At 73.0% G+C, this 18,277-nt stretch carries 16 protein-coding genes; 10 read left to right on the forward strand and 6 right to left on the reverse strand.

The genetic code is table 11. The features are described from left to right. Positions 1–15: 15 nt before the first annotated feature. Both ABD269_RS05760 and ABD269_RS05765 read right to left on the reverse strand, forming a co-directional pair. On the reverse strand, positions 16–1,446 hold the full coding sequence (locus ABD269_RS05760; RefSeq protein WP_301891897.1) for a sensor histidine kinase: 1,431 nt from the start codon (positions 1,444–1,446) through the stop codon (positions 16–18). A gap of 15 nt (positions 1,447–1,461) precedes the next feature. Then, entirely contained in the window at positions 1,462–2,169 is a 708-nt protein-coding gene (locus tag ABD269_RS05765) for a response regulator transcription factor (RefSeq protein ID WP_301891898.1), read from the reverse strand. Positions 2,170–2,438: 269 nt separating this feature from the next. On the opposite strand from ABD269_RS05765, the gene ABD269_RS05770 reads away from it, so the two are divergent. The 8 genes from ABD269_RS05770 (at position 2,439) to ABD269_RS05800 (ending at position 9,008) form a co-directional block, all read left to right on the forward strand. Then, positions 2,439–3,224, forward strand: a complete 786-nt coding sequence (locus ABD269_RS05770; protein WP_301891899.1) for an amino acid ABC transporter ATP-binding protein — start codon at positions 2,439–2,441, stop codon at positions 3,222–3,224. Between the two features lie 130 nt (positions 3,225–3,354). Continuing rightward, positions 3,355–4,272, forward strand: a complete 918-nt coding sequence (locus ABD269_RS05775; protein ID WP_301891900.1) for a glutamate ABC transporter substrate-binding protein — start codon at positions 3,355–3,357, stop codon at positions 4,270–4,272. A 41-nt stretch (positions 4,273–4,313) separates the two neighbouring features. Beyond that, positions 4,314–4,964: an amino acid ABC transporter permease gene (locus ABD269_RS05780; RefSeq protein WP_301891901.1), complete on the forward strand. Its 651-nt coding sequence runs from the start codon at positions 4,314–4,316 to the stop codon at positions 4,962–4,964. After that, positions 4,961–5,878: an amino acid ABC transporter permease gene (locus ABD269_RS05785; RefSeq protein WP_344116685.1), complete on the forward strand. Its 918-nt coding sequence runs from the start codon at positions 4,961–4,963 to the stop codon at positions 5,876–5,878. The genes ABD269_RS05780 and ABD269_RS05785 overlap by 4 nt, the downstream gene beginning before the upstream one ends. Before the next feature lie 242 nt (positions 5,879–6,120). Further along, entirely contained in the window at positions 6,121–7,875 is a 1,755-nt protein-coding gene (locus ABD269_RS05790; protein WP_344116687.1) for an FAD-dependent monooxygenase, read from the forward strand. Positions 7,876–7,923: 48 nt separating this feature from the next. Further along, entirely contained in the window at positions 7,924–7,995 is a 72-nt protein-coding gene (locus ABD269_RS35305; RefSeq protein ID WP_311775615.1) for a putative leader peptide, read from the forward strand. Between the two features lie 96 nt (positions 7,996–8,091). Next, positions 8,092–8,637 carry a cupin domain-containing protein gene (locus ABD269_RS05795; RefSeq protein ID WP_344116689.1) on the forward strand — a complete coding sequence of 182 codons (546 nt, stop codon included), beginning with the start codon at positions 8,092–8,094 and terminating at the stop codon, positions 8,635–8,637. Next, complete coding sequence (locus tag ABD269_RS05800) at positions 8,634–9,008, forward strand: rhodanese-like domain-containing protein (RefSeq protein ID WP_344116691.1); 375 nt, start codon at positions 8,634–8,636, stop codon at positions 9,006–9,008. The genes ABD269_RS05795 and ABD269_RS05800 overlap by 4 nt, the downstream gene beginning before the upstream one ends. Before the next feature lie 63 nt (positions 9,009–9,071). On the opposite strand, the gene recX is transcribed toward ABD269_RS05800, so the two are convergent. From recX to ABD269_RS05820, 4 genes are all read right to left on the reverse strand, one after another. Then, complete coding sequence (gene recX, locus ABD269_RS05805) at positions 9,072–9,695, reverse strand: recombination regulator RecX (RefSeq protein WP_425572839.1); 624 nt, start codon at positions 9,693–9,695, stop codon at positions 9,072–9,074. Between the two features lie 4 nt (positions 9,696–9,699). Continuing rightward, positions 9,700–10,818 (reverse strand): recombinase RecA, encoded by a 1,119-nt coding sequence (gene recA / locus ABD269_RS05810; RefSeq protein WP_344116693.1) that lies wholly within the window; start codon positions 10,816–10,818, stop codon positions 9,700–9,702. Positions 10,819–10,995: 177 nt separating this feature from the next. Beyond that, the gene (locus tag ABD269_RS05815; RefSeq protein WP_425572843.1) at positions 10,996–12,111 is read right to left on the reverse strand and encodes an AI-2E family transporter; all 1,116 of its coding nucleotides are present in this window, start codon (positions 12,109–12,111) and stop codon (positions 10,996–10,998) included. Positions 12,112–12,213: 102 nt separating this feature from the next. Next, on the reverse strand, positions 12,214–12,408 hold the full coding sequence (locus tag ABD269_RS05820; protein WP_301891908.1) for a DUF3046 domain-containing protein: 195 nt from the start codon (positions 12,406–12,408) through the stop codon (positions 12,214–12,216). 79 nt (positions 12,409–12,487) lie between these two features. Between ABD269_RS05820 and ABD269_RS05825 the strand changes: the two genes are divergently transcribed. Then, positions 12,488–13,408 (forward strand): hypothetical protein, encoded by a 921-nt coding sequence (locus tag ABD269_RS05825; RefSeq protein ID WP_344116697.1) that lies wholly within the window; start codon positions 12,488–12,490, stop codon positions 13,406–13,408. A 73-nt stretch (positions 13,409–13,481) separates the two neighbouring features. After that, on the forward strand, positions 13,482–18,230 hold the full coding sequence (locus tag ABD269_RS05830; protein ID WP_344116699.1) for an ATP-dependent helicase: 4,749 nt from the start codon (positions 13,482–13,484) through the stop codon (positions 18,228–18,230). The last annotated feature ends 47 nt before the right edge of the window (positions 18,231–18,277 follow it).

Raw genomic sequence — 18,277 nt, forward strand, 5'->3', positions numbered from 1 at the left:
CGCGGGCGCGAATTGTCAACTCCCGTGCGGGGCGGCCGCCTGCTCGGCGGCGCGGTCGCGCGGCAGGCGGATCACCGCACGCAGGCCGTGCGGGGTGTTCGGGGCGTACGAGAGCGTGGCTCCGCCCGCGGCGAGGAGGGCGCGGGAGATGGACAGGCCCAGGCCGGAGCCGTCGACGTTCTGGTGGCGGCTGCTGCGCCAGAAGCGGTCGCCGATCCGGGTGAGTTCCTCCTCGGTCAGGCCGGGGCCGCGGTCGGCGACCGTGATGCTCACCGTGTCACCGTCGACCGCGACGCTGACGCGCACGTCGGCGCCTCCCGGGGTGAACTTCAGGGCGTTGTCCACCACGGCGTCGAGCGCGCTGGAGAGGGCCACCGGGTCGGCCCAGCCGGTCGTGGCGGACGGCCCGCTGTAGGTGAGGGCGACGCGCTCGCGGTCGGCCACCGGCGACCAGGCGCCCACCCGGTCGGTGACGATCTCGGCGATGTCGGCCAGTTGGAGGTCCGCGGAGGCGTGCTCGGCCAGCGCCAGGCCCAGCAGGTCGTCGAGGACCCGGGCCAGGCGCCGGCCCTCGCCCCGGACAGACTCGACCTCCCCGTGCCCCTCGGGCAGGTCGAGCGCGAGCAGGTCGATGCGCAGCAGCAGGGCGGAGAGAGGGTTGCGCAGCTGGTGCGAGGCGTCGGCGACGAAGGCACGCTGCTGCTCCAGGACCTCTTCGACGTGGTCGGCCATCTCGTTGAACGACCTCGCCAGGCGGCGCAGTTCCGGCGGTCCGCTGTCCACCGCGACGCGGGAGTTCATCCGCCCGGTGGCTATGCCGTGGGTGGCGGTGTCGAGGGTCCGTACGGGCCGCAGCACCCAGCCGGTGAGCCGGAAGGCGGCCGCGACGGCGAGCAGCATGGCCCCGGTCTCACCCGCCCCGAGCAGCAGCCAGGAGTGCAGGATCCGTGACCGCAGCCGACCGGTGGGCGAGTCGGTGACGACGACCGCAACGACGTCGCCGTCCCGGATGACGGGTGAGGCGACGGTCAGCCGGCGGCGCTCGAAGGGCCACACCTGCCCGGGGTCGTGACTGCGCCGCCCCGCCAGGGCCTCCTGGAAGGCCCGCTGCCCCTCGCCCTGGTCGGGTACGGACAAGTCGGCGGGGGCGACGGCCATGACCCGGCGGTCGCGGTAGAAGACGCCGACCCTGATGCCGTAGACGTCCTCGTACCGCAGGAGTTCGGAGCGCAGGGTGCCGAGCCGTTCGTCTTGGTCGGCCGCGGGGTCGAAGGGCCGGGCGGTGACGTACTGCGCGAGGGAGGCGAAGCGCGCGGTGTCGTCGATGCGGTCGACCACGAGCCGCTGCTGCTCTGCGGCGGCGATGCTCGCGGCGAGCGGGAAGCCCAGCGCCAGCAGCACTCCGGCCAGCAGGACGATGAGCAGCGGGAGGAGTCGGGTGCGCACGGCTTCGTACGACCGTCACGCGGCCGGGACGACGATTTTGTAGCCGACGCCACGCACCGTCTCGATGAGGGCGGGCATGCCGAGCTTGGAGCGGAGCGAGGCGATGTGCACCTCCAGCGTGCGCCCGGTGCCCTCCCAACTGGTGCGCCACACCTCGCTGATGATCTGTTCGCGCCGGAAGACGACGCCGGGGCGCTGGGCGAGCAGCGCCAGGAGGTCGAATTCCTTGCGGGTGAGCGGGACGGGCGTGCCGCTGACGGACACCTCGCGGTTGGGGAGCTCGACGGTCAGCGCGCCCAGGTGCAGTGCCCGCGGGCCGTCGAGGTCGTGGGTGTCCTCGACGCCGTTGTCGGCGGGCGGGGTGCGCCGGGCGACGGCGTGGATGCGGGCGAGGAGTTCGCCGGTGTCGTAGGGCTTCACCACATAGTCGTCGGCACCGAGGTTGAGGCCGTGGATCTTGGAGCGGGTGTCGGCGCGGGCGGTGACCATGATGACGGGGGTGGCGGTGAGCTTGCGGATCCTGCCGCAGACCTCGAAGCCGTCCTGGTCGGGCAGGCCGAGGTCGAGCAGGACGACGGCGAAGGGGGCGCCCCCGGCGGGCAGCAGCGCCCGGAGGGCCTCCTCGCCGCTGCGGGCGTGGGTGACGTCGAATCCATGCCGGGCCAGCACCGCGGACAGGGCAGCGGCGACATGGTCGTCGTCCTCCACGAGCAGCAGTCTCAATCCGCGCCCTCCGTCCGGCCGTGGTGTCGCAACACCGCATCCACGCTGATGGACGCCCACCCCGTCAAGGGGGTTGCGGGGGTGGAGGAGCTTCCGTTACCCAGCCGGTACGCCCGCACCACCCGCGTGCGCGCCGTGCGCCCCCTTCACACGGAGTGTCCCTTTGCCGCCGGATCGTTATGCTCAATTTCAGCTCAGATGTAATGACGCTGGTCGTTCCCGCTGATTAGGGTCCTCCCCAACCGAGGAGGATGGAGCGAGGAACGCCGATGAGCGAAGTATCGGTGACCGATGCCGCGGCGGCCGCTGCGGCTCCCCCGGACGCACTGGTCGTCCTGAACAGCGTCAACAAGCACTTCGGCGCCCTGCATGTCCTCCAGGACATCGACCTGACCATCGCGCGCGGCGAAGTCGTCGTCGTCATCGGGCCGTCGGGGTCCGGGAAGTCCACCCTGTGCCGGACGATCAACCGGCTGGAGACGACCGACTCCGGCTCGATCACCATCGACGGCCGGCCGCTGCCCCAGGAGGGCAAGGAGCTGGCGCGGCTGCGCGCCGACGTCGGCATGGTCTTCCAGTCCTTCAACCTCTTCGCCCACAAGACGGTGCTGGAGAATGTGACGCTGGGCCAGGTCAAGGTCCGCAGGACGGACCGCAAGGCGGCCGAGAAGAAGGCGCGTGACCTGCTCGACCGCGTCGGGGTGGGCGCCCAGGCCGAGAAGTACCCGGCCCAGCTCTCCGGTGGTCAGCAGCAGCGGGTGGCCATCGCCCGCGCGCTCGCCATGGAGCCGAAGCTGATGCTCTTCGACGAGCCGACGTCGGCGCTCGACCCGGAGATGATCAATGAGGTGCTGGAGGTCATGCAGCAGCTCGCGCGGGACGGCATGACGATGGTCGTCGTCACCCACGAGATGGGCTTCGCGCGCTCCGCCGCCAACCGCGTCGTCTTCATGGCGGACGGCCGCATCGTCGAGGAGGCGCGGCCGGACCAGTTCTTCAGCAATCCGCGGAGCGACCGGGCGAAGGACTTCCTGTCGAAGATCCTCCACCACTGACCCGCGCCCGAAGCGCCCGACGCCCGCTCACCGCGTACCTCTCGGCAACGGCCGCTGCGCCCTTCCCGCTGTGACCACGTCGGTGCCGCACACCTTTCGACAACGCCCGCAGACGCAAAGGATGTTCACCATGAAGCTCCGCACAACCGCCGCAGCGGCCGCCGTCGTGGTGCTGGCGCTCACCGCGTCCGCCTGCGGCAAGTCGGGCAGTCCGGACGACAAGAACGACAAGGCGAGCGACGGGAAGCCGGCACCGGCCGCGCCGACCTACAAGGTGAACACCGCGGCGGACGTGAAGGGTTCGTCCGTCTTCGACAAGATCAAGGGCAAGAAGATCACCATCGGCACCAAGGCCGACCAGCCCGGCCTGGGCTTCGAGAACCCCAGCACCAAGAAGCGCTCCGGCTTCGACGTGGAGATCGCCCGGATGATCGCGGCGGACCTCGGCTTCGACGAGGACCACATCACCTTCAAGACCATCCCCTCCGAGGCCCGTGAGACCCAGATCGCCACGGGGGGCGTCGACCTGTACGTCGGCACGTACACGATCAACGACGAGCGCAAGAAGCAGGTCGGCTTCGGCGGCCCGTACTACGTCGCCGGCCAGGACCTGCTGGTGAAGGCCGACAGCAGCATCAAGGGCCCGGACGACCTCAAGGGCAAGAAGGTCTGTTCCGCGGCCGGTTCCACGCCGCTCAAGCGGATCAAGGAGGCCAAGTACGGCGTGGCCGAGGCCATGTCGCAGCAGGGCTACCAGCTGTGCGTGCAGCAGCTCGTCGGCGGCTCGGTGGACGCCGTCACCACGGACGACGCGATCCTCAAGGGCTACGCGGCGGAGAACAAGGGCGCCCTGAAGGTCGTCGGCAATCCGTTCTCCAAGGAGCCGTACGGCGTCGGCCTGAAGAAGGACGACAAGGCGCTGCGCGACGCCGTCGACAACGCCATCGAGGCCCATGAGAAGAACGGCGACTGGAAGAAGGCGTACGACGCCACGCTCGGCCTCTCCGGCATCCCGGCCTCGTCCCCGCCCGCGGTCGACCGCTACTGACCGGCGGCGGAACTCCGCCACGCGAACTCCGGAGAGTTGACGTGAACGTTCTGTCGGACAACTTCGCGATGTTCCGCGAAGGCTTCGTCGGCACCGTGGAACTGACCGTGCTCAGCGCGCTGCTCGCCCTGGTGGTGGGCATCCTGATCGCTGCGTTCCGCGTCTCGCCCGTGCCCGCCCTGCGAATATTCGGCAGCACCTGGGTGACCCTGCTGCTCAACACGCCCCTGGTGCTGCTCTTCCTCGCCGTCACCCTGGGTCTCCCGGCGCTCGGCCTCAAGGGGTGGGACTCCTTCTGGCTCGCCGTCATGGCCCTGGGCAGCTACACCTCGGCGTTCGTCTGCGAGGCCATCAGGTCGGGCATCAACGCCGTTCCGGTGGGCCAGGCGGAGGCCGCCCGGTCCATCGGGATGACCTTCAACCAGACGCTCGGCCAGATCGTGCTGCCACAGGCCACCCGGACGGCCGTGCCACCGCTCGGCAGCCTGATGATCGCGCTCGCCAAGAACACCACGATCGCGTCGAGCTTCAACGTCACCGAGCTGGGATCCGTGCAGAAGACCCTCAACGCCGACTCGGGCTACAACATCTTCGTGATCTTCCTCTGGATCGCGATCTGTTACGTCGTCATCACCTTCGCGATCAGCGGGCTGTTCCGACTGCTGGAGAGCAGGCTGGCGGTGGCCCGATGAGCGCGAGCGTCCTCTTCGACGTACCCGGCCCCAAGGCGCGGGCCCGCAACCGCGTCTACGGCATCCTCTCCACCGTCGCCGTGCTCGGACTGGTCGCCTTCGTCGTCTACCGGCTGGACGACACCGGACAGTTCCAGGGCGAGCTGTGGAACATCTACGAATACAGCAGCACCCAGCGGCAGATCCTCGACGGACTGCGCACCACGGTCGAGACCTTCGCGATCGCAGCCGCCCTGTCGGTCGTGCTCGGCGTGGTGCTGACAGCCGCCCGGCTGTCCGATCACAAACCGGTGCGCTGGATCGGCGTCGTGGCCGTCGAGGCGTTCCGCGCCATGCCGCTGCTCATCATGATCTTCCTGCTGTGGGCGGCCGTCTTCACCTCGGACCCGATGTGGGCGCTCGTCATAGGGCTGACGCTCTACAACGGCTCGGTGCAGTCGGAGATTTTCCGCTCCGGCATCAACGCGCTGCCCAAGGGTCAGGGGGAAGCGGCGTACGCACTGGGCCTGCGCAAGACGCAGGTGATGACGAGCGTCCTCGTCCCCCAGGCCGTCCGCACCATGCTGCCGTCGATCATCAGCCAGCTCGTGGTGACCCTCAAGGACACCTCGCTCGGCTACATCATCGTCTACGAGGAGCTGCTGTTCGTCGGCAAGCGGTTCGCGGAACAGCGGCCGCCCGTGAACGGCGTCTACGCCTTCATCCCGATGGTGATCGTCTTCGGTTCGATCTACATCCTGCTGTGCATGGCGCTGTCCTCCGTCGCGACGTGGGTCGAACGGCGCACGAAGCGCTCGCGCAAGGGCACCCCGCCGCCGATGGCCGCGCCCGGCGCCGCCGTCATGGCCGGTCCCGGGCTCGGGGCGCCGGGCGCCACCGGCGCACCCGGCACGGACGGTCCCAATACCGGCTGAGACCGGCGCGGGTGACGCCCCGTCGGCCGCGGCCGGCGACGGGGCGCGCCCGCACCGGCGCGCCGCGACGAGAGCCCTGATCACTTGACGCAAGCACCCGCAATGGGTTGCATACGTTCTGTGATCGAGCACCGTGTCCCCCCCGCCGGCCCCCGCGCGCACCGAGCGGTGCGCGCGGTCCGTACGCACCGCGGAGCCCACGGCGCGGCCGTCGGCCGCCGCGGCACGCAGGGAGCGGTGCCGTGGACCCCGTGATCGTCGTCGGGGCCGGGCCGGTCGGCCTCACGCTCGCGCTCACCCTGGCCCGCCGCGAGGTCCGCGTCGTCGTCCTCGACGAGACCCCCGCCGACGGCACCGGCGAGGAGGAGCGCCCGGCCCGCACGGCCGTGCTGCGCCCGGACACTGCCGAGATGCTGGAGCGCCTGGGGTGCACCCTGGAGGGCGGCACCCGGTGGACCGGCTGGCGGACCCTGCGCCGCCGCGCCGTGGTCGCCCAGGTGCCCTTCGCGGGGCCCCGGCGGCCCGCGGGGACCGACGGCGCCGAGGAGGCCGCGGAGGAGGCCGCCACGGCCCCGCAGGAGGCCCGCGAGGCCTCGCCGTTGCACCTGCCGCAGCACGCGCTGACCCGGGAGCTGCGTGCGGCGCTCATCCGCGAGAGCGGCGTACGGATCGTCCCCGGCGGCCACCTGGACAGCCTGCGGCAGGACTCCGCCGGAATCACCGCGCACACGCGGGGCAGCAACGGCGGCCATTGGCGGGGCAGTTACCTCGTCGGCTGCGACGGCGCCCGGTCGACCGTGCGCAAGCTGCTGGGCACCCGCTTCCCGGGGCGCACGGCCGTCGAGCGGTACGCCGTCGCCGCGCTGCGCACCGAACTCCCCTGGCCCGGCGAGGCGGTGCTGCACCGGTCGCCGCCGCGCGGCGGCGAAGTGACGGCCCGTCCGCTGCCGGACGGCGTGTGGCGGCTCGACTGGCTGCTGCCGCCGGGCGGCGACCTGGTCACGCCCGACGCCCTGCTCACGCTGGTCCGCGACTCCCTGGCGACGTGGTGCGGCGAGGTGCCGCCGTACGAGCTCCTGGACACCGGTGTACACGCGGTGCACCACCGGCTCACGCGCCGCATGCGCACGGGGCGGGCCTTCCTCGCCGGTGACGCCGCCCACCTGCTCGGGGCGCTCGGCACCCAAGGGCTCGACGAGGGCCTGCGGGATGCGGAGAACCTGGCGTGGAAGCTCGCTCTCGCCTGGCACCACGGCGCCTCGGAGACCCTGCTCGACAGCTATCAGGCGGAGCGCCGCGGGGCGATCGTGGCCCGGCTGCGCTCCGCCGACCGCGCCCTGACGGCGGTACGGAGCTCGGGCGGGTGGCGCACGGCACGGCGCGCGCTGGTGCCGGGCGCCGTGCGCGGACACGACGAGCTGCTCACCGACGGTCACCTGGGGCGTGGGACGCTCGCCGCGCCCCCCGTCTACGACCGCACGCCCCTGGCACCGGCCGGGCCGCCCGCGGACCCCGTCCCGGTGGCCACGGCCCCCGGCGATCCGGTCGAGGACGTTCCGGTCACCGCTCCGGACGGCTCGGTGGTCGGGCTGCGGGAGCGGCTGGGCGGCGATCTGCTGGTGGTCCTGGTCGCGCCCGGCACGGGCGTGTGGGAGCGGCGGCACTGGCTGGGCGCCGGGCTCATGCCGGGGCTATCGGCCGCCATCGGCGCGCTGCCCATGCGGGCGGAGCTGCTGGTCGCCGAGGCATATCCGGGGGCGTCCGCGCACACCGTGCTGATGGTGCGTCCGGACGGGCACCTGGTCGCGGCGATGGCGGGGGTGCGGCCCGCGGAGCTGTACGCCTGCGCGGACGCGGTACGGGGCGGGTCGGCGACGCCGCGCGGGCAGGCGGCGGGTGCCGAGGGAGCGGAAGGGGGCGCCGACGGGGAGGGCGCCGGCGCCGGGCGCGCGGGTGACCCCGACGGAGCGCCCAGTGAGGCCACGGCCAACCGTTGACCTTCCCATAACGACCGTGGTTGACTACGGAACGTGACTGACAGCGGCGTGCGTTTCTGGCGGAGGGTCCATCTCGACCTTGTCCGCTACGCGGGCTGCGTCTGTCGTCCGTCCTGCTGATCCGCTTCCCCTTCGCGTGGCCGCGCCGAGTGCCGCCGCGCGCACCTTCGCGATCACTCAGGACGGTCCCCTGTGTTTCTTCCCCTGCCCGTACCTGTGCCCTCAGCCCGGCACAGGTCGGCCGTCGCCTCTCCCGCGAACACGTCCGCGGCGCCTTCCGGGGCCGATCTCCTCGACTTCGCCCGCAGCACGGCCGCCGACGTCGCGCTGGTCGCCTCTCTCCCGCTCGATCCCGAGGGCCGCACATGGATGCGGCTGCAGGGACCGGGCGGCAGCGAGGCGTGGCTGATCGGCTGGCCGCCGGGGTCCGGGACCGGCTGGCACGACCACGGCGGTTCGCACGGCGCCTTCGCGACGGCCGCGGGCCTGCTGACCGAGCAGTCGCTCGCCGCCCAACTGCCCACGGAGGGCTGGAAGGTGCTGGAGCTGGCGGACGGCATCGACCGCGAACGGCAGCTCTCCGAGAGTCAGGGCCGGGCCTTCGGCCCGCACCACGTGCACCAGGTGTTCAACGCGTCGCGGACCGGGCACGCGGTCTCCGTGCACGCCTACCACCCGCCGCTCCCGATGATGCGGCGGTACAGCCGTACGGGACAGGTGCTGCGGCTGGAGCAGGTCGAGTGGCCGCAGGAGTGGGCATGAGGGTCGAGGAACTGCTGGCCGCCGCCCGTGCGGAGCTGGACCGCCTCGGCCCGGCGGAGGCGGCCGCGGCCCAGGCCGGGGGCGGGCTGCTGGTCGACATCCGCTATGCGGCGCTGCGGGAGCGGGACGGGCTCGTTCCCGGGGCGCTCGTCGTGGAGCGCAATGAACTGGAGTGGCGGCTCGACCCGTTGAGCGAACACCGGGCGGCGGAGGCCACCGGGCACGACCTGCGCGTGGTCGTGATCTGCAACGAGGGCTACGCCTCCAGCCTCGCCGCGGCCTCCCTGCGCCTGCTGGGCCTGCGCCACGCCACGGACCTGATCGGAGGCTTCCAGGCCTGGCGGGCGGCGGGGCTCCCGGTGCGCCACTGACGCCGCGGGTCCGGGGCGGGGCGGCCGGACCCGGACGCTGCCGGCGCTTCGGGCGCCGCCGGCTCAGGCGTCCGGCAGCCAGTGGTCCAGCAGCTCCGCTTCCTCGCCTTCCTCCTCCAGGGCCTGGCGCACCACGCGCAGGGCCAGGCCCTCCGCATAGCCCTTGCGGGCCAGCATCCCGGCGAGGCGGCGCAGCCGCTTCTCCCGGTCCAGGCCGCGAGTGGCCCGCAGCTTGCGCCGGACCAGCTCACGCGCCGTGTGCTCCTCCTGGTCGGAGTCGAGCTGTCCGACCGCTTCGTCGATCACCGCGGAGTCCACCCCCTTGGTGCGCAGCTCGCGCGCCAGGGCCCGGCGGGCGAGCCCCCGGCCGTGGTGCCGGGACTCCACCCACGCGTCGGCGAAGGCCGCGTCGTCGATCAGGCCCGCATCCTCGAACCGGGCCAGGACCTCCTCCGCCACCTCGGCCGGGATCCCCCGCTTGGCGAGGGCGTCCGCGAGCTGCTTGCGGGTGCGCGGGGATCCGGTGAGCAGGCGCAGACAGATCGCCCGCGCCTGCTCCTCCGGCCGTGGTGGTGTCCCGTCCCCGGCCCTCGACGAGGAGGGGGCATCACCACAGGTCGGGTCGTCCGCACCCGTCTCCGGCAGGCCCTCGGCCTGCGGCCGGGGGTATTCCGATCGCCGTGTCACGGGATCAGCTCTTGGCAGCCGTGGCCTTGGCCGTCTTGCCCGTGGACTTCGCCGGGGCCGGGACCGACTTGGCCGGCTCGCCCGCACCCGCCGCGTCCGCGCCGGGCTCGGCCGCCGGGGTCTCGGTCTTCGGGCCGACGCCCAGCTTCTCCTTGATCTTCCTCTCGATCTCGTTGGCGAGGTCGGGGTTGTCCTTGAGGAAGTTGCGGGCGTTCTCCTTGCCCTGGCCGAGCTGGTCGCCCTCGTACGTGTACCAGGCGCCGGCCTTGCGGACGAAGCCGTGCTCCACGCCCATGTCGATCAGGCCGCCCTCGCGGCTGATGCCCTGGCCGTAGAGGATATCGAACTCGGCCTGCTTGAAGGGCGGCGCGACCTTGTTCTTGACGACCTTGACGCGGGTGCGGTTGCCGACGGCCTCCGTGCCGTCCTTGAGGGTCTCGATGCGGCGGATGTCCAGGCGCACCGAGGCGTAGAACTTCAGGGCCCGGCCACCGGTCGTCGTCTCCGGCGAGCCGAACATGACGCCGATCTTCTCGCGGAGCTGGTTGATGAAGATCGCGGTGGTCTTGGACTGGTTGAGCGCGCTGGTGATCTTGCGGAGCGCCTGGCTCATCAGTCGCGCCTGGAGGCCGACGTGGGAGTCGCCCATCTCGCCCTCGATCTCCGCACGCGGCACGAGCGCGGCGACGGAGTCGATGACGATCAGGTCGAGGGCGCCGGAGCGGACCAGCATGTCCACGATTTCCAGCGCCTGCTCGCCGGTGTCCGGCTGGGAGAGGATGAGGTTGTCGGTGTCGACGCCCAGCGCCTTCGCGTACTCCGGGTCGAGCGCGTGCTCCGCGTCGACGAAGGCGACGGTGCCGCCCGCCTTCTGGGCGTTGGCCACGGCGTGCAGGGTGAGGGTGGTCTTACCGGAGGACTCCGGTCCGTACACCTCCACGACGCGGCCGCGGGGCAGCCCGCCGACGCCGAGAGCGACGTCGAGTGCGGTCGACCCGGTGGGGATGACCTCGATGGGGTCGTTCGGCCGGTCGCCGAGGCGCATCACGGCGCCCTTGCCGAATTGCCGTTCAATCTGTGCGAGCGCGGCGTCCAGCGCCTTCTCGCGGTCGGTGCCTGCCATGGGTTCCACCCGGTTTGCTTGAGTCGATCGCTTCACGTCAACGACGCTAACGCCTGCCACTGACAATGGGCCCGGGCGTCCCCCCTGGCCTGTGGATAACTCGCCTCCCAGAAGGCCCGGAACACCCATGAGAATGGATGTTCGATTTTGGTGTCAAGCGCACCACGCCGCCCCGGATCACCGCTCGCGCAGCGCCCGCAGGAGCCGGGCCAGGGCCGAGGAACGCGGCCCGTCGTCCGGGCGCCAGCCGTGCACCCGCGGGTCGTCGGTGACGTCGTACCGCTTCACGTAGGCCCCCAGGAAACCCTGGAGCGTAGCGGTCGCGGGGATCGCGATCAGCGCGCCCACCGCGCCGAGCAGCGCGGTGCCCGCGATCACCGAGCCGAAGGCGACGGCCGGGTGGATGTCCACGGTCCTGGCGGTGATGCGGGGCTGGAGCACATAGTTCTCGAACTGCTGGTAGACCACCACGAAGCCGAGCACCCAGACCGCGTACCAGGGGTCCACGGTGAAGGCGATCAGCATCGGCAGCGCGCCCGCCAGATAGGTGCCGATGGTGGGGATGAACTGGGAGACGAAGCCCACCCAGATCGCGAGCGCGGGGGCGTAGGGCACGCCCAGGATCTCCAGCAGGACGTAGTGCGCGATGCCGGAGATCAGCGCCATCAGGGCGCGCGAGTAGAGGTACCCGCCGGTCTTCGCCACCGCGAGCTCCCAGGCGCGCAGCACTTCCGCCTGCCGGTTCGGCGGCAGGACGGAGCACAGGGCGCGGCGCAGCCGGGGCCCGTCGGCCGCGAAGTAGAACGAGAACAGCACCACGGTCAGCAGCTGGAACAGTCCGCCGAGGACGGTGGCGGAGATGTCCAGCACACCGCCCGCGCTGTTCTTCACGTACTTCTGGAGCCAGTCCGAGTGCAGCACGCTCTGCTGGATCTCGACCCGGGAGAAGTCGGTGCGGAACGTCCGGTTGACCCAGCCGATCACGGAGTCCACGTAGGAGGGGAAGTTCGCCACCATGGTCGTGATCTGGTCGGCGAGCATGGAGCCGAGCAGGGTGAAGAAGCCCGCGACGGCCACGGCGATCGCGAGGAGTACCAGGCCCGTCGCGAGCCCGCGCCGCATGCCGCGCGCGGACAGCCGGGCCACGGCCGGCTCGATCGCCAGGGCGAGGAAGAACGCGATCAGGATGTTGATCAGCAGGCCGACGAGCTGGTGGAAGGCCCAGCTCGCCAGCTGGAAACAGGCGAGGAGGGCGAGCGCCACCACCATCGCCCGGGGCAGCCAGCGCGGCATGCGGGCGTCGGCGTCGGGCCGGGGGCGCGGGTCCGCTTCCGGAGCGGTGTCTTCTGCTGCCACGGGGCAAGTGTGGCCTATGGGATGAATCGCCCCGGTCGGTCAGCGCCGGTCGTCGGGGATCTCCAGCGCCCTGCACACCCCGCGCCAGACGTCCTTGGCGTTCCAGCCGGCGTCCAGCGCCTCGTGCACGGTCCTCCCGCCGAGTTCGGACATCACATGATCGCGCGCGAAGGAGTCGGCGTAGCCCGCGCCGAAATAATCCGCCATCCGCTGCCAGAAGACCGTCAACCGCATGCGACCAGTATCCCGCCCCTGAGAGTGCTGCCGAGCACGAGCCGCTGACCGGCGGCGCATTCCGCCCTACGGTCGGTGCATGGCCCGATCCGGAGCATCCCCCGTAGTCCGTGCCGAGCAGTTCATGTGGCTGACCGCCCGCGTCCTCGAACAACGCAGATTCGCGTTCCACTTCCTGGACGGCGGACCCGACGCCGTCGAGGCCGCCCTGACGGCCTACCTGGGGGCCGACGGGGGGTACGGCTACGCCCTGGAGCCCGACCTGCGCGGCCCGGTGAGCCAGCCGCTGCACACCGCGCACGCGCTGCACGTGCTCGACGAGATCGGCCGCTGCGGCGACCGGCGGGTGGAGCGCGTCTGCCGCTATCTGACCGCCGTCTCCACCCCGGACGGCGCCCTGCCCGCGCTGCACCCCTCGCTGCGCGGCTATCCGGCGGCCCCGTGGATCCCGGTGGTCGACGACCCTCCGAGCGATCTCCTCGCGACCGGCCCCGTGGTGGGCCTGCTGCACCGCAACGAGGTGTGGCACGCGTGGCTGTTCCGGGCCACCGACTTCTGCTGGGCCGCGGTCGACACCCTGGGCGGCGGGGCGCGGACTCACCCGTACGAGGTCGAGGCGGCCGTGGCCTTCCTGGACGGCGCCCCCGACCGGCCGCGCGCCGAGGCGGCCGCGGAGCGGCTGGGCCGTGTGGTGCGGGAGCAGCGGCTGGCGGTGCTGGACCCCTCGCGGATGGCGGACCACCCCGTGCCGGACGGCTACGCCCCGGGCGAGCACCACTTCCCGTACGACTTCGCCCGGACGCCCGGCTCCCTGGCCCGTCGCTGGTTCACCGACACGGAGCTGGACCGGTCGCTGGACTTCCTCACCGCCGCCCAGGAGGAGGACGGCGGCTGGCCGGTCCGCTGGCGCCAGTGGGCACCGGGCACAGGGCTGGAAGGCCGGCCGATGGTGACCATCTCCTCGCTGCTGACCCTGCGCGCCTACGGGCGGGCGCTCTGACGCCGAGGCGCTCATACCCGCCCTGAGCTGCGATTCCGCGGCGTTGTCAGTGGTGCGGTGCACGATGGGGTGCATGGCGGACGACAGTGCGGCCGGTCCGGCGGCCGAAGCGGCGGGCGACCCTGCGGGGGCCCTTGCGGGGTTCTCTCCCGCGACACGCGCCTGGTTCACGGGGGCGTTCACGGCGCCCACGGCCGCGCAGAGCGGAGCCTGGCGGGCGATCGGCGAAGGTTCCGACGTGCTGGTGGTAGCCCCGACGGGCTCTGGCAAGACGCTGGCCGCCTTCCTCGCCTCCCTCGACCGGCTGGCGAGCGCGCCGCCTCCCGCGGAGGCGAAGAAGCGCTGCCGGGTGCTCTATGTCTCCCCGCTCAAGGCCCTCGCCGTGGACGTCGAGCGCAATCTGCGCAGTCCGCTCACCGGCATCCGCCAGGAGTCCGTCCGGCTGGGCGTGCCCGAGCCGGAGATCCGGGTGGGCATCCGGTCCGGCGACACCCCGGCCGCCGAGCGGCGGGCGATGGCCGGCAGGCCCCCGGACATCCTGATCACCACGCCCGAGTCGCTGTTCCTGATGCTCACTTCCGCCGCGCGGGACGCCCTCACCGGGGTGGAGACGGTCATCCTGGACGAGGTCCACGCCGTCGCCGGCACCAAGCGCGGCGCGCACCTGGCCCTGTCCCTGGAGCGTCTCGACACCCTCCTCGCGCGCCCCGCCCGGCGCATCGGCCTGTCCGCGACGGTCCGGCCGGTCGACGAGGTGGCCCGCTATCTGTCGCCGCAGCGCAAGGTGGAGATCGTCCAGCCGCCGTCCGGCAAGGAGTTCGACCTCTCGGTGGTCGTCCCGGTGGAGGATCTCGGGGAGCTGGGCGGCTCGCCCGTGCAGGAGGGCAGCGACGGCAAGGAGAAGCCGTCGATCTGGCCCCATGTCGAGGAGCGGATCGCCGACCTCGTCCAGGCCCACCGCTCGACCATCGTCTTCGCCAACTCCCGCCGCCTGGCGGAGCGGTTGTGCAACCGGCTCAACGAGATCGCCTATGAGCGCGCCACGGGCGAGCCCCTGCCCGAGCACCACTCCCCGGCCGAGCTGATGGCCGAGTCCGGCGCCGCCAAGGGCGCGCCCCCGGTGCTCGCCCGCGCGCACCACGGCTCGGTCTCCAAGGAGCAGCGGGCGCTGGTGGAGGAGGACCTCAAGGCGGGCCGTCTGCCGGCCGTCGTCGCCACGTCCAGCCTGGAGCTGGGCATCGACATGGGCGCGGTCGACCTCGTCGTCCAGGTCGAGTCCCCGCCGTCGGTCGCCTCCGGGCTGCAACGGGTCGGCCGGGCCGGGCACCAGGTCGGCGCGGTCTCCACCGGCGTGGTCTTCCCCAAGTACCGGGGCGATCTGGTGCAGGCGGCCGTGGTGACGGAGCGGATGCGCACGGGGGCCATCGAGTCGCTGCGCGTCCCCGCCAACCCGCTGGACGTGCTGGCCCAGCAGATCGTCGCCATGGTGGCCCTGGACACCTGGGACGTGACGGAGCTGCTGACCATGGTGCGGCGGGCGGCGCCCTTCGCCGCCCTGCCCGAGTCCGCCTTCTCGGCGGTGCTCGACATGCTCGCCGGGCGCTATCCGTCCGACGCCTTCGCGGAGTTGCGGCCCCGTCTGGTCTGGGACCGGGTGGCGGGCACGGTCGCCGGCCGCCCCGGGGCGCAGCGGCTCGCCGTCACCTCGGGCGGCACCATCCCCGACCGCGGTCTGTTCGGTGTCTTCCTGGCGGGCGCGGACCCCAAGAAGGGCGGCGGCCGCGTCGGCGAGCTGGACGAGGAGATGGTGTACGAGTCGCGGGTGGGCGACGTCTTCACCCTCGGCACCACCTCTTGGCGGATCGAGGACATCACCCGCGACCGGGTCCTGGTGAGCCCCGCGCCGGGCGTCCCCGGGCGGCTGCCGTTCTGGAAGGGCGACCAGCTGGGCCGCCCGCTCGAACTGGGCCGCGCGCTGGGCGCGTTCCTGCGCGAGGTCGGCGGCCTGGCGCCCGGGGCCGCCCGTGAGCGGCTCACCGCGGCGGGCCTCGACACCTGGGCCGCGGAGAACGTCCTGTCCTATCTCGCCGAGCAGCGCGCGGCCTGCGGGCACGTGCCGGACGACCGGACGGTCGTCGTGGAGCGGTTCCGTGACGAGCTGGGCGACTGGCGGGTCGTCGTCCACTCCCCGTTCGGCGCCCAGGTGCACGCCCCCTGGGCGCTGGCCCTGGGCGCGCGGCTGACGGAGCGGTACGGCATGGACGCCCAGGTGATGCACGCCGACGACGGCATCGTGCTGCGCCTGCCGGACGCCGAGCTGATGGACCTTGGCCTGCTCGACGCCGACCCCGCCCTGCGCGGCACGGAGTACGACGCCGGCCGGTCCCCCGTGGGCGCCGCCGACATCACCTTCGACAAGGGCGACATCGGCCAGGTCGTGACCGACCAGGTGGGCGGCTCCGCGCTGTTCGCCGCCCGGTTCCGCGAGTGCGCCGCCCGCGCCCTGCTGCTGCCCCGCCGCAGCCCGGGCAGGCGCACCCCGCTGTGGCAGCAGCGCCAGCGGGCGTCCCAGCTGCTCCAGGTCGCCGGGGAGTTCGGGTCGTTCCCGATCATTCTCGAAGCCGTCCGCGAGTGCCTCCAGGACGTCTTCGACGTTCCGGGGCTGACGGAGCTGATGGGCGACATCGAGGCCCGCCGCGTCCGGCTGGTGGAGGTGACCACCGCGGAGCCCTCGCCGTTCGCCCGCTCGCTGCTGTTCGGCTACGTGGCCCAGTTCCTCTACGAGGGCGACTCCCCGCTCGCGGAGCGCCGGGCCGCGGCCCTCTCCCTCGACTCACGGCTGCTCGCCGAACTGCTGGGCCAGGCCGAGCTGCGCGAGCTGCTCGACGCGGACGTGCTCGCCGAGCTGGAGCGCGAGCTCCAGTGGCTGACCGAGGACCGCCGGGTCAAGGACGCCGAGGGCGTCGCCGACCTGCTGCGCGTCCTCGGCCCGCTCACGGGGGCCGAGCTGGCCGAGCGGGGCGCCGACCCGCGGTGGCCGGAGGAGCTGGCGGCCGCGCGACGGGCCATCCGCGTCCGGATCACCTCCCAGGACCACTGGGCGGCCGTCGAGGACGCCGGCCGGCTGCGGGACGCGCTGGGCACGGCGCTGCCGGTCGGCGTCCCCGAGGCGTTCACAGAGCCGGTGAAGGACCCGCTCGGGGACCTCCTCGCCCGCTTCGCCCGCACGCACGGCCCGTTCACCTCCGCGCAGGCGGCCGCGCGCTTCGGTCTCGGCCCGGCCGTGACCGACGGCGCGCTGCAGCGGCTCGCGGCGAACGGCCGTGTCGTCCAAGGCGAGTTCCACCCCTCCGGCATCGGTCAGGAATGGTGCGACGCCACGGTCCTGCGGCGGCTGCGGCGCCGCTCGCTGGCCGCGCTCCGGCAGGAGCTGGAGCCGGTGCCGCCCCGCGCGCTGGCCGCCTTCCTCCCGCAGTGGCAGCACGTCGGCACGCACAGCCTGCGCGGCATCGACGGACTGGCGCGCGCCGTCGAGCAGTTGCAGGGCGCGCCGGTGCCGGCCTCCGCCCTGGAGAAGCTGGTGCTGCCCGCCCGGGTGGCGGACTTCTCCCCGACGATGCTCGACGAACTCACCGCCGCCGGTGAGGTCGTGTGGGCCGGCGCGGGCGCCCTGCCCGGCAAGGATGGCTGGGTCTCGCTGCTGCTCGCGGACGCGGCCCCGCTGCTGCTCCCGGCGCCGCATCCGCTGGAGCTCTCCCTCGTGCACCGGGCCGTGCTCGACGCCCTGTCGGGCGGCTACGGCCTGTTCTTCCGTCAGATCGCCGACCGCGTACGGGAGGTGGATCCGGGCGGTACGGACCCGCAGATCGCCGACGCCGTATGGGATCTGGCCTGGTCCGGCCGTCTCACCAACGACACCCTCGCCCCGCTCCGCGCGCTCCTGGGGTCGGGCAGGACGGCGGGTTCCACCGCGCACCGCGCCAGACGCGCCGTCCCGCGCGGGCGTTACGGCTCCTTCACCGGCCGGGTGGGCCTCGCGACGGCCTCCACGGCATCGCGCAGCGGGCCGCCCACGGTCGCGGGCCGCTGGTCGCTGCTGCCCCCGCACGAGCCGGATCCGACACACCGGGCCCACGCCCTGGCCCGTACGCTCCTCGACCGGCACGGCGTGGTGACGCGGGGGGCGGTGGCGGCCGAGGGCGTGGAGGGCGGTTTCTCCGCCGCCTATCGCGTACTGTCCGCCTTCGAGGAGAGCGGGCAGGCGCGACGCGGCTATGTGGTCGAGGGCCTGGGTGCCGCGCAGTTCGCCATGGAGGGCGCGGTCGACCGGCTCCGGGCCGTCAGCACGGCGCGCGAGCGGGCGGGCGGTGACGCCCCCGAGGGCCCGTGGGGCAACGCGGCACCCGCGCGCGGGAACGCCCGCCGCCGTGCGGTCGTCCTCGCCGCCGCCGACCCGGCCAACGCGTACGGCGCCGCGCTCCCCTGGCCCGAGCCGCCCACCGGCTCGACCCACAAGCCCGGGCGCAAGGCCGGTTCGCTGGTGGTGCTCCTCGACGGTGCGCTGGCGCTCTATGTGGAGCGCGGCGGCAAGACCTTGCTGATGTGGCCCCAGGAGGAGGGAGCCGCTTCGGCGGGCCCCGACGACGCGGGGCTCGCCGAAGCGGCGGCGGCCCTGGCCGAAGCGGCACGCGCGGGCGCGCTGGGCACGGTCACCGTCGAGCGGGTCAACGGCTCCCCGGCGCTCTCCTCCCCCTTGGGGGCGCTGCTGGAGGCCGCGGGCTTCCACGCCACACCCCGCGGTCTGCGATTGCGCGCCCCCTGACCGGGCCGCCGCACGCCCGGTCGGGCGGCGTGACGGCATCATGGCGG

Origin of the sequence: Streptomyces blastmyceticus, from assembly GCF_039521185.1 — a bacterium.
GTDB classification, from domain to species: domain Bacteria; phylum Actinomycetota; class Actinomycetes; order Streptomycetales; family Streptomycetaceae; genus Streptomyces; species Streptomyces blastmyceticus.

What these genes read in the sequence shown, in the direction of transcription:
- ABD269_RS05770 (WP_301891899.1), top strand. Translation starts at nt 2,439, where the DNA reads ATGAGCGAAGTATCGGTGACCGATGCCGCGGCGGCCGCTGCGGCTCCC.
- ABD269_RS05775 (WP_301891900.1), top strand. Translation starts at nt 3,355, where the DNA reads ATGAAGCTCCGCACAACCGCCGCAGCGGCCGCCGTCGTGGTGCTGGCG.
- ABD269_RS05785 (WP_344116685.1), top strand. Translation starts at nt 4,961, where the DNA reads ATGAGCGCGAGCGTCCTCTTCGACGTACCCGGCCCCAAGGCGCGGGCC.
- ABD269_RS05800 (WP_344116691.1), top strand. Translation starts at nt 8,634, where the DNA reads ATGAGGGTCGAGGAACTGCTGGCCGCCGCCCGTGCGGAGCTGGACCGC.
- recA (WP_344116693.1), bottom strand. Translation starts at nt 10,818, where the DNA reads ATGGCAGGCACCGACCGCGAGAAGGCGCTGGACGCCGCGCTCGCACAG.
- ABD269_RS05815 (WP_425572843.1), bottom strand. Translation starts at nt 12,111, where the DNA reads ATGCCGCGCTGGCTGCCCCGGGCGATGGTGGTGGCGCTCGCCCTCCTC.
- ABD269_RS05820 (WP_301891908.1), bottom strand. Translation starts at nt 12,408, where the DNA reads ATGCGGTTGACGGTCTTCTGGCAGCGGATGGCGGATTATTTCGGCGCG.
- ABD269_RS05825 (WP_344116697.1), top strand. Translation starts at nt 12,488, where the DNA reads ATGGCCCGATCCGGAGCATCCCCCGTAGTCCGTGCCGAGCAGTTCATG.
- ABD269_RS05830 (WP_344116699.1), top strand. Translation starts at nt 13,482, where the DNA reads ATGGCGGACGACAGTGCGGCCGGTCCGGCGGCCGAAGCGGCGGGCGAC.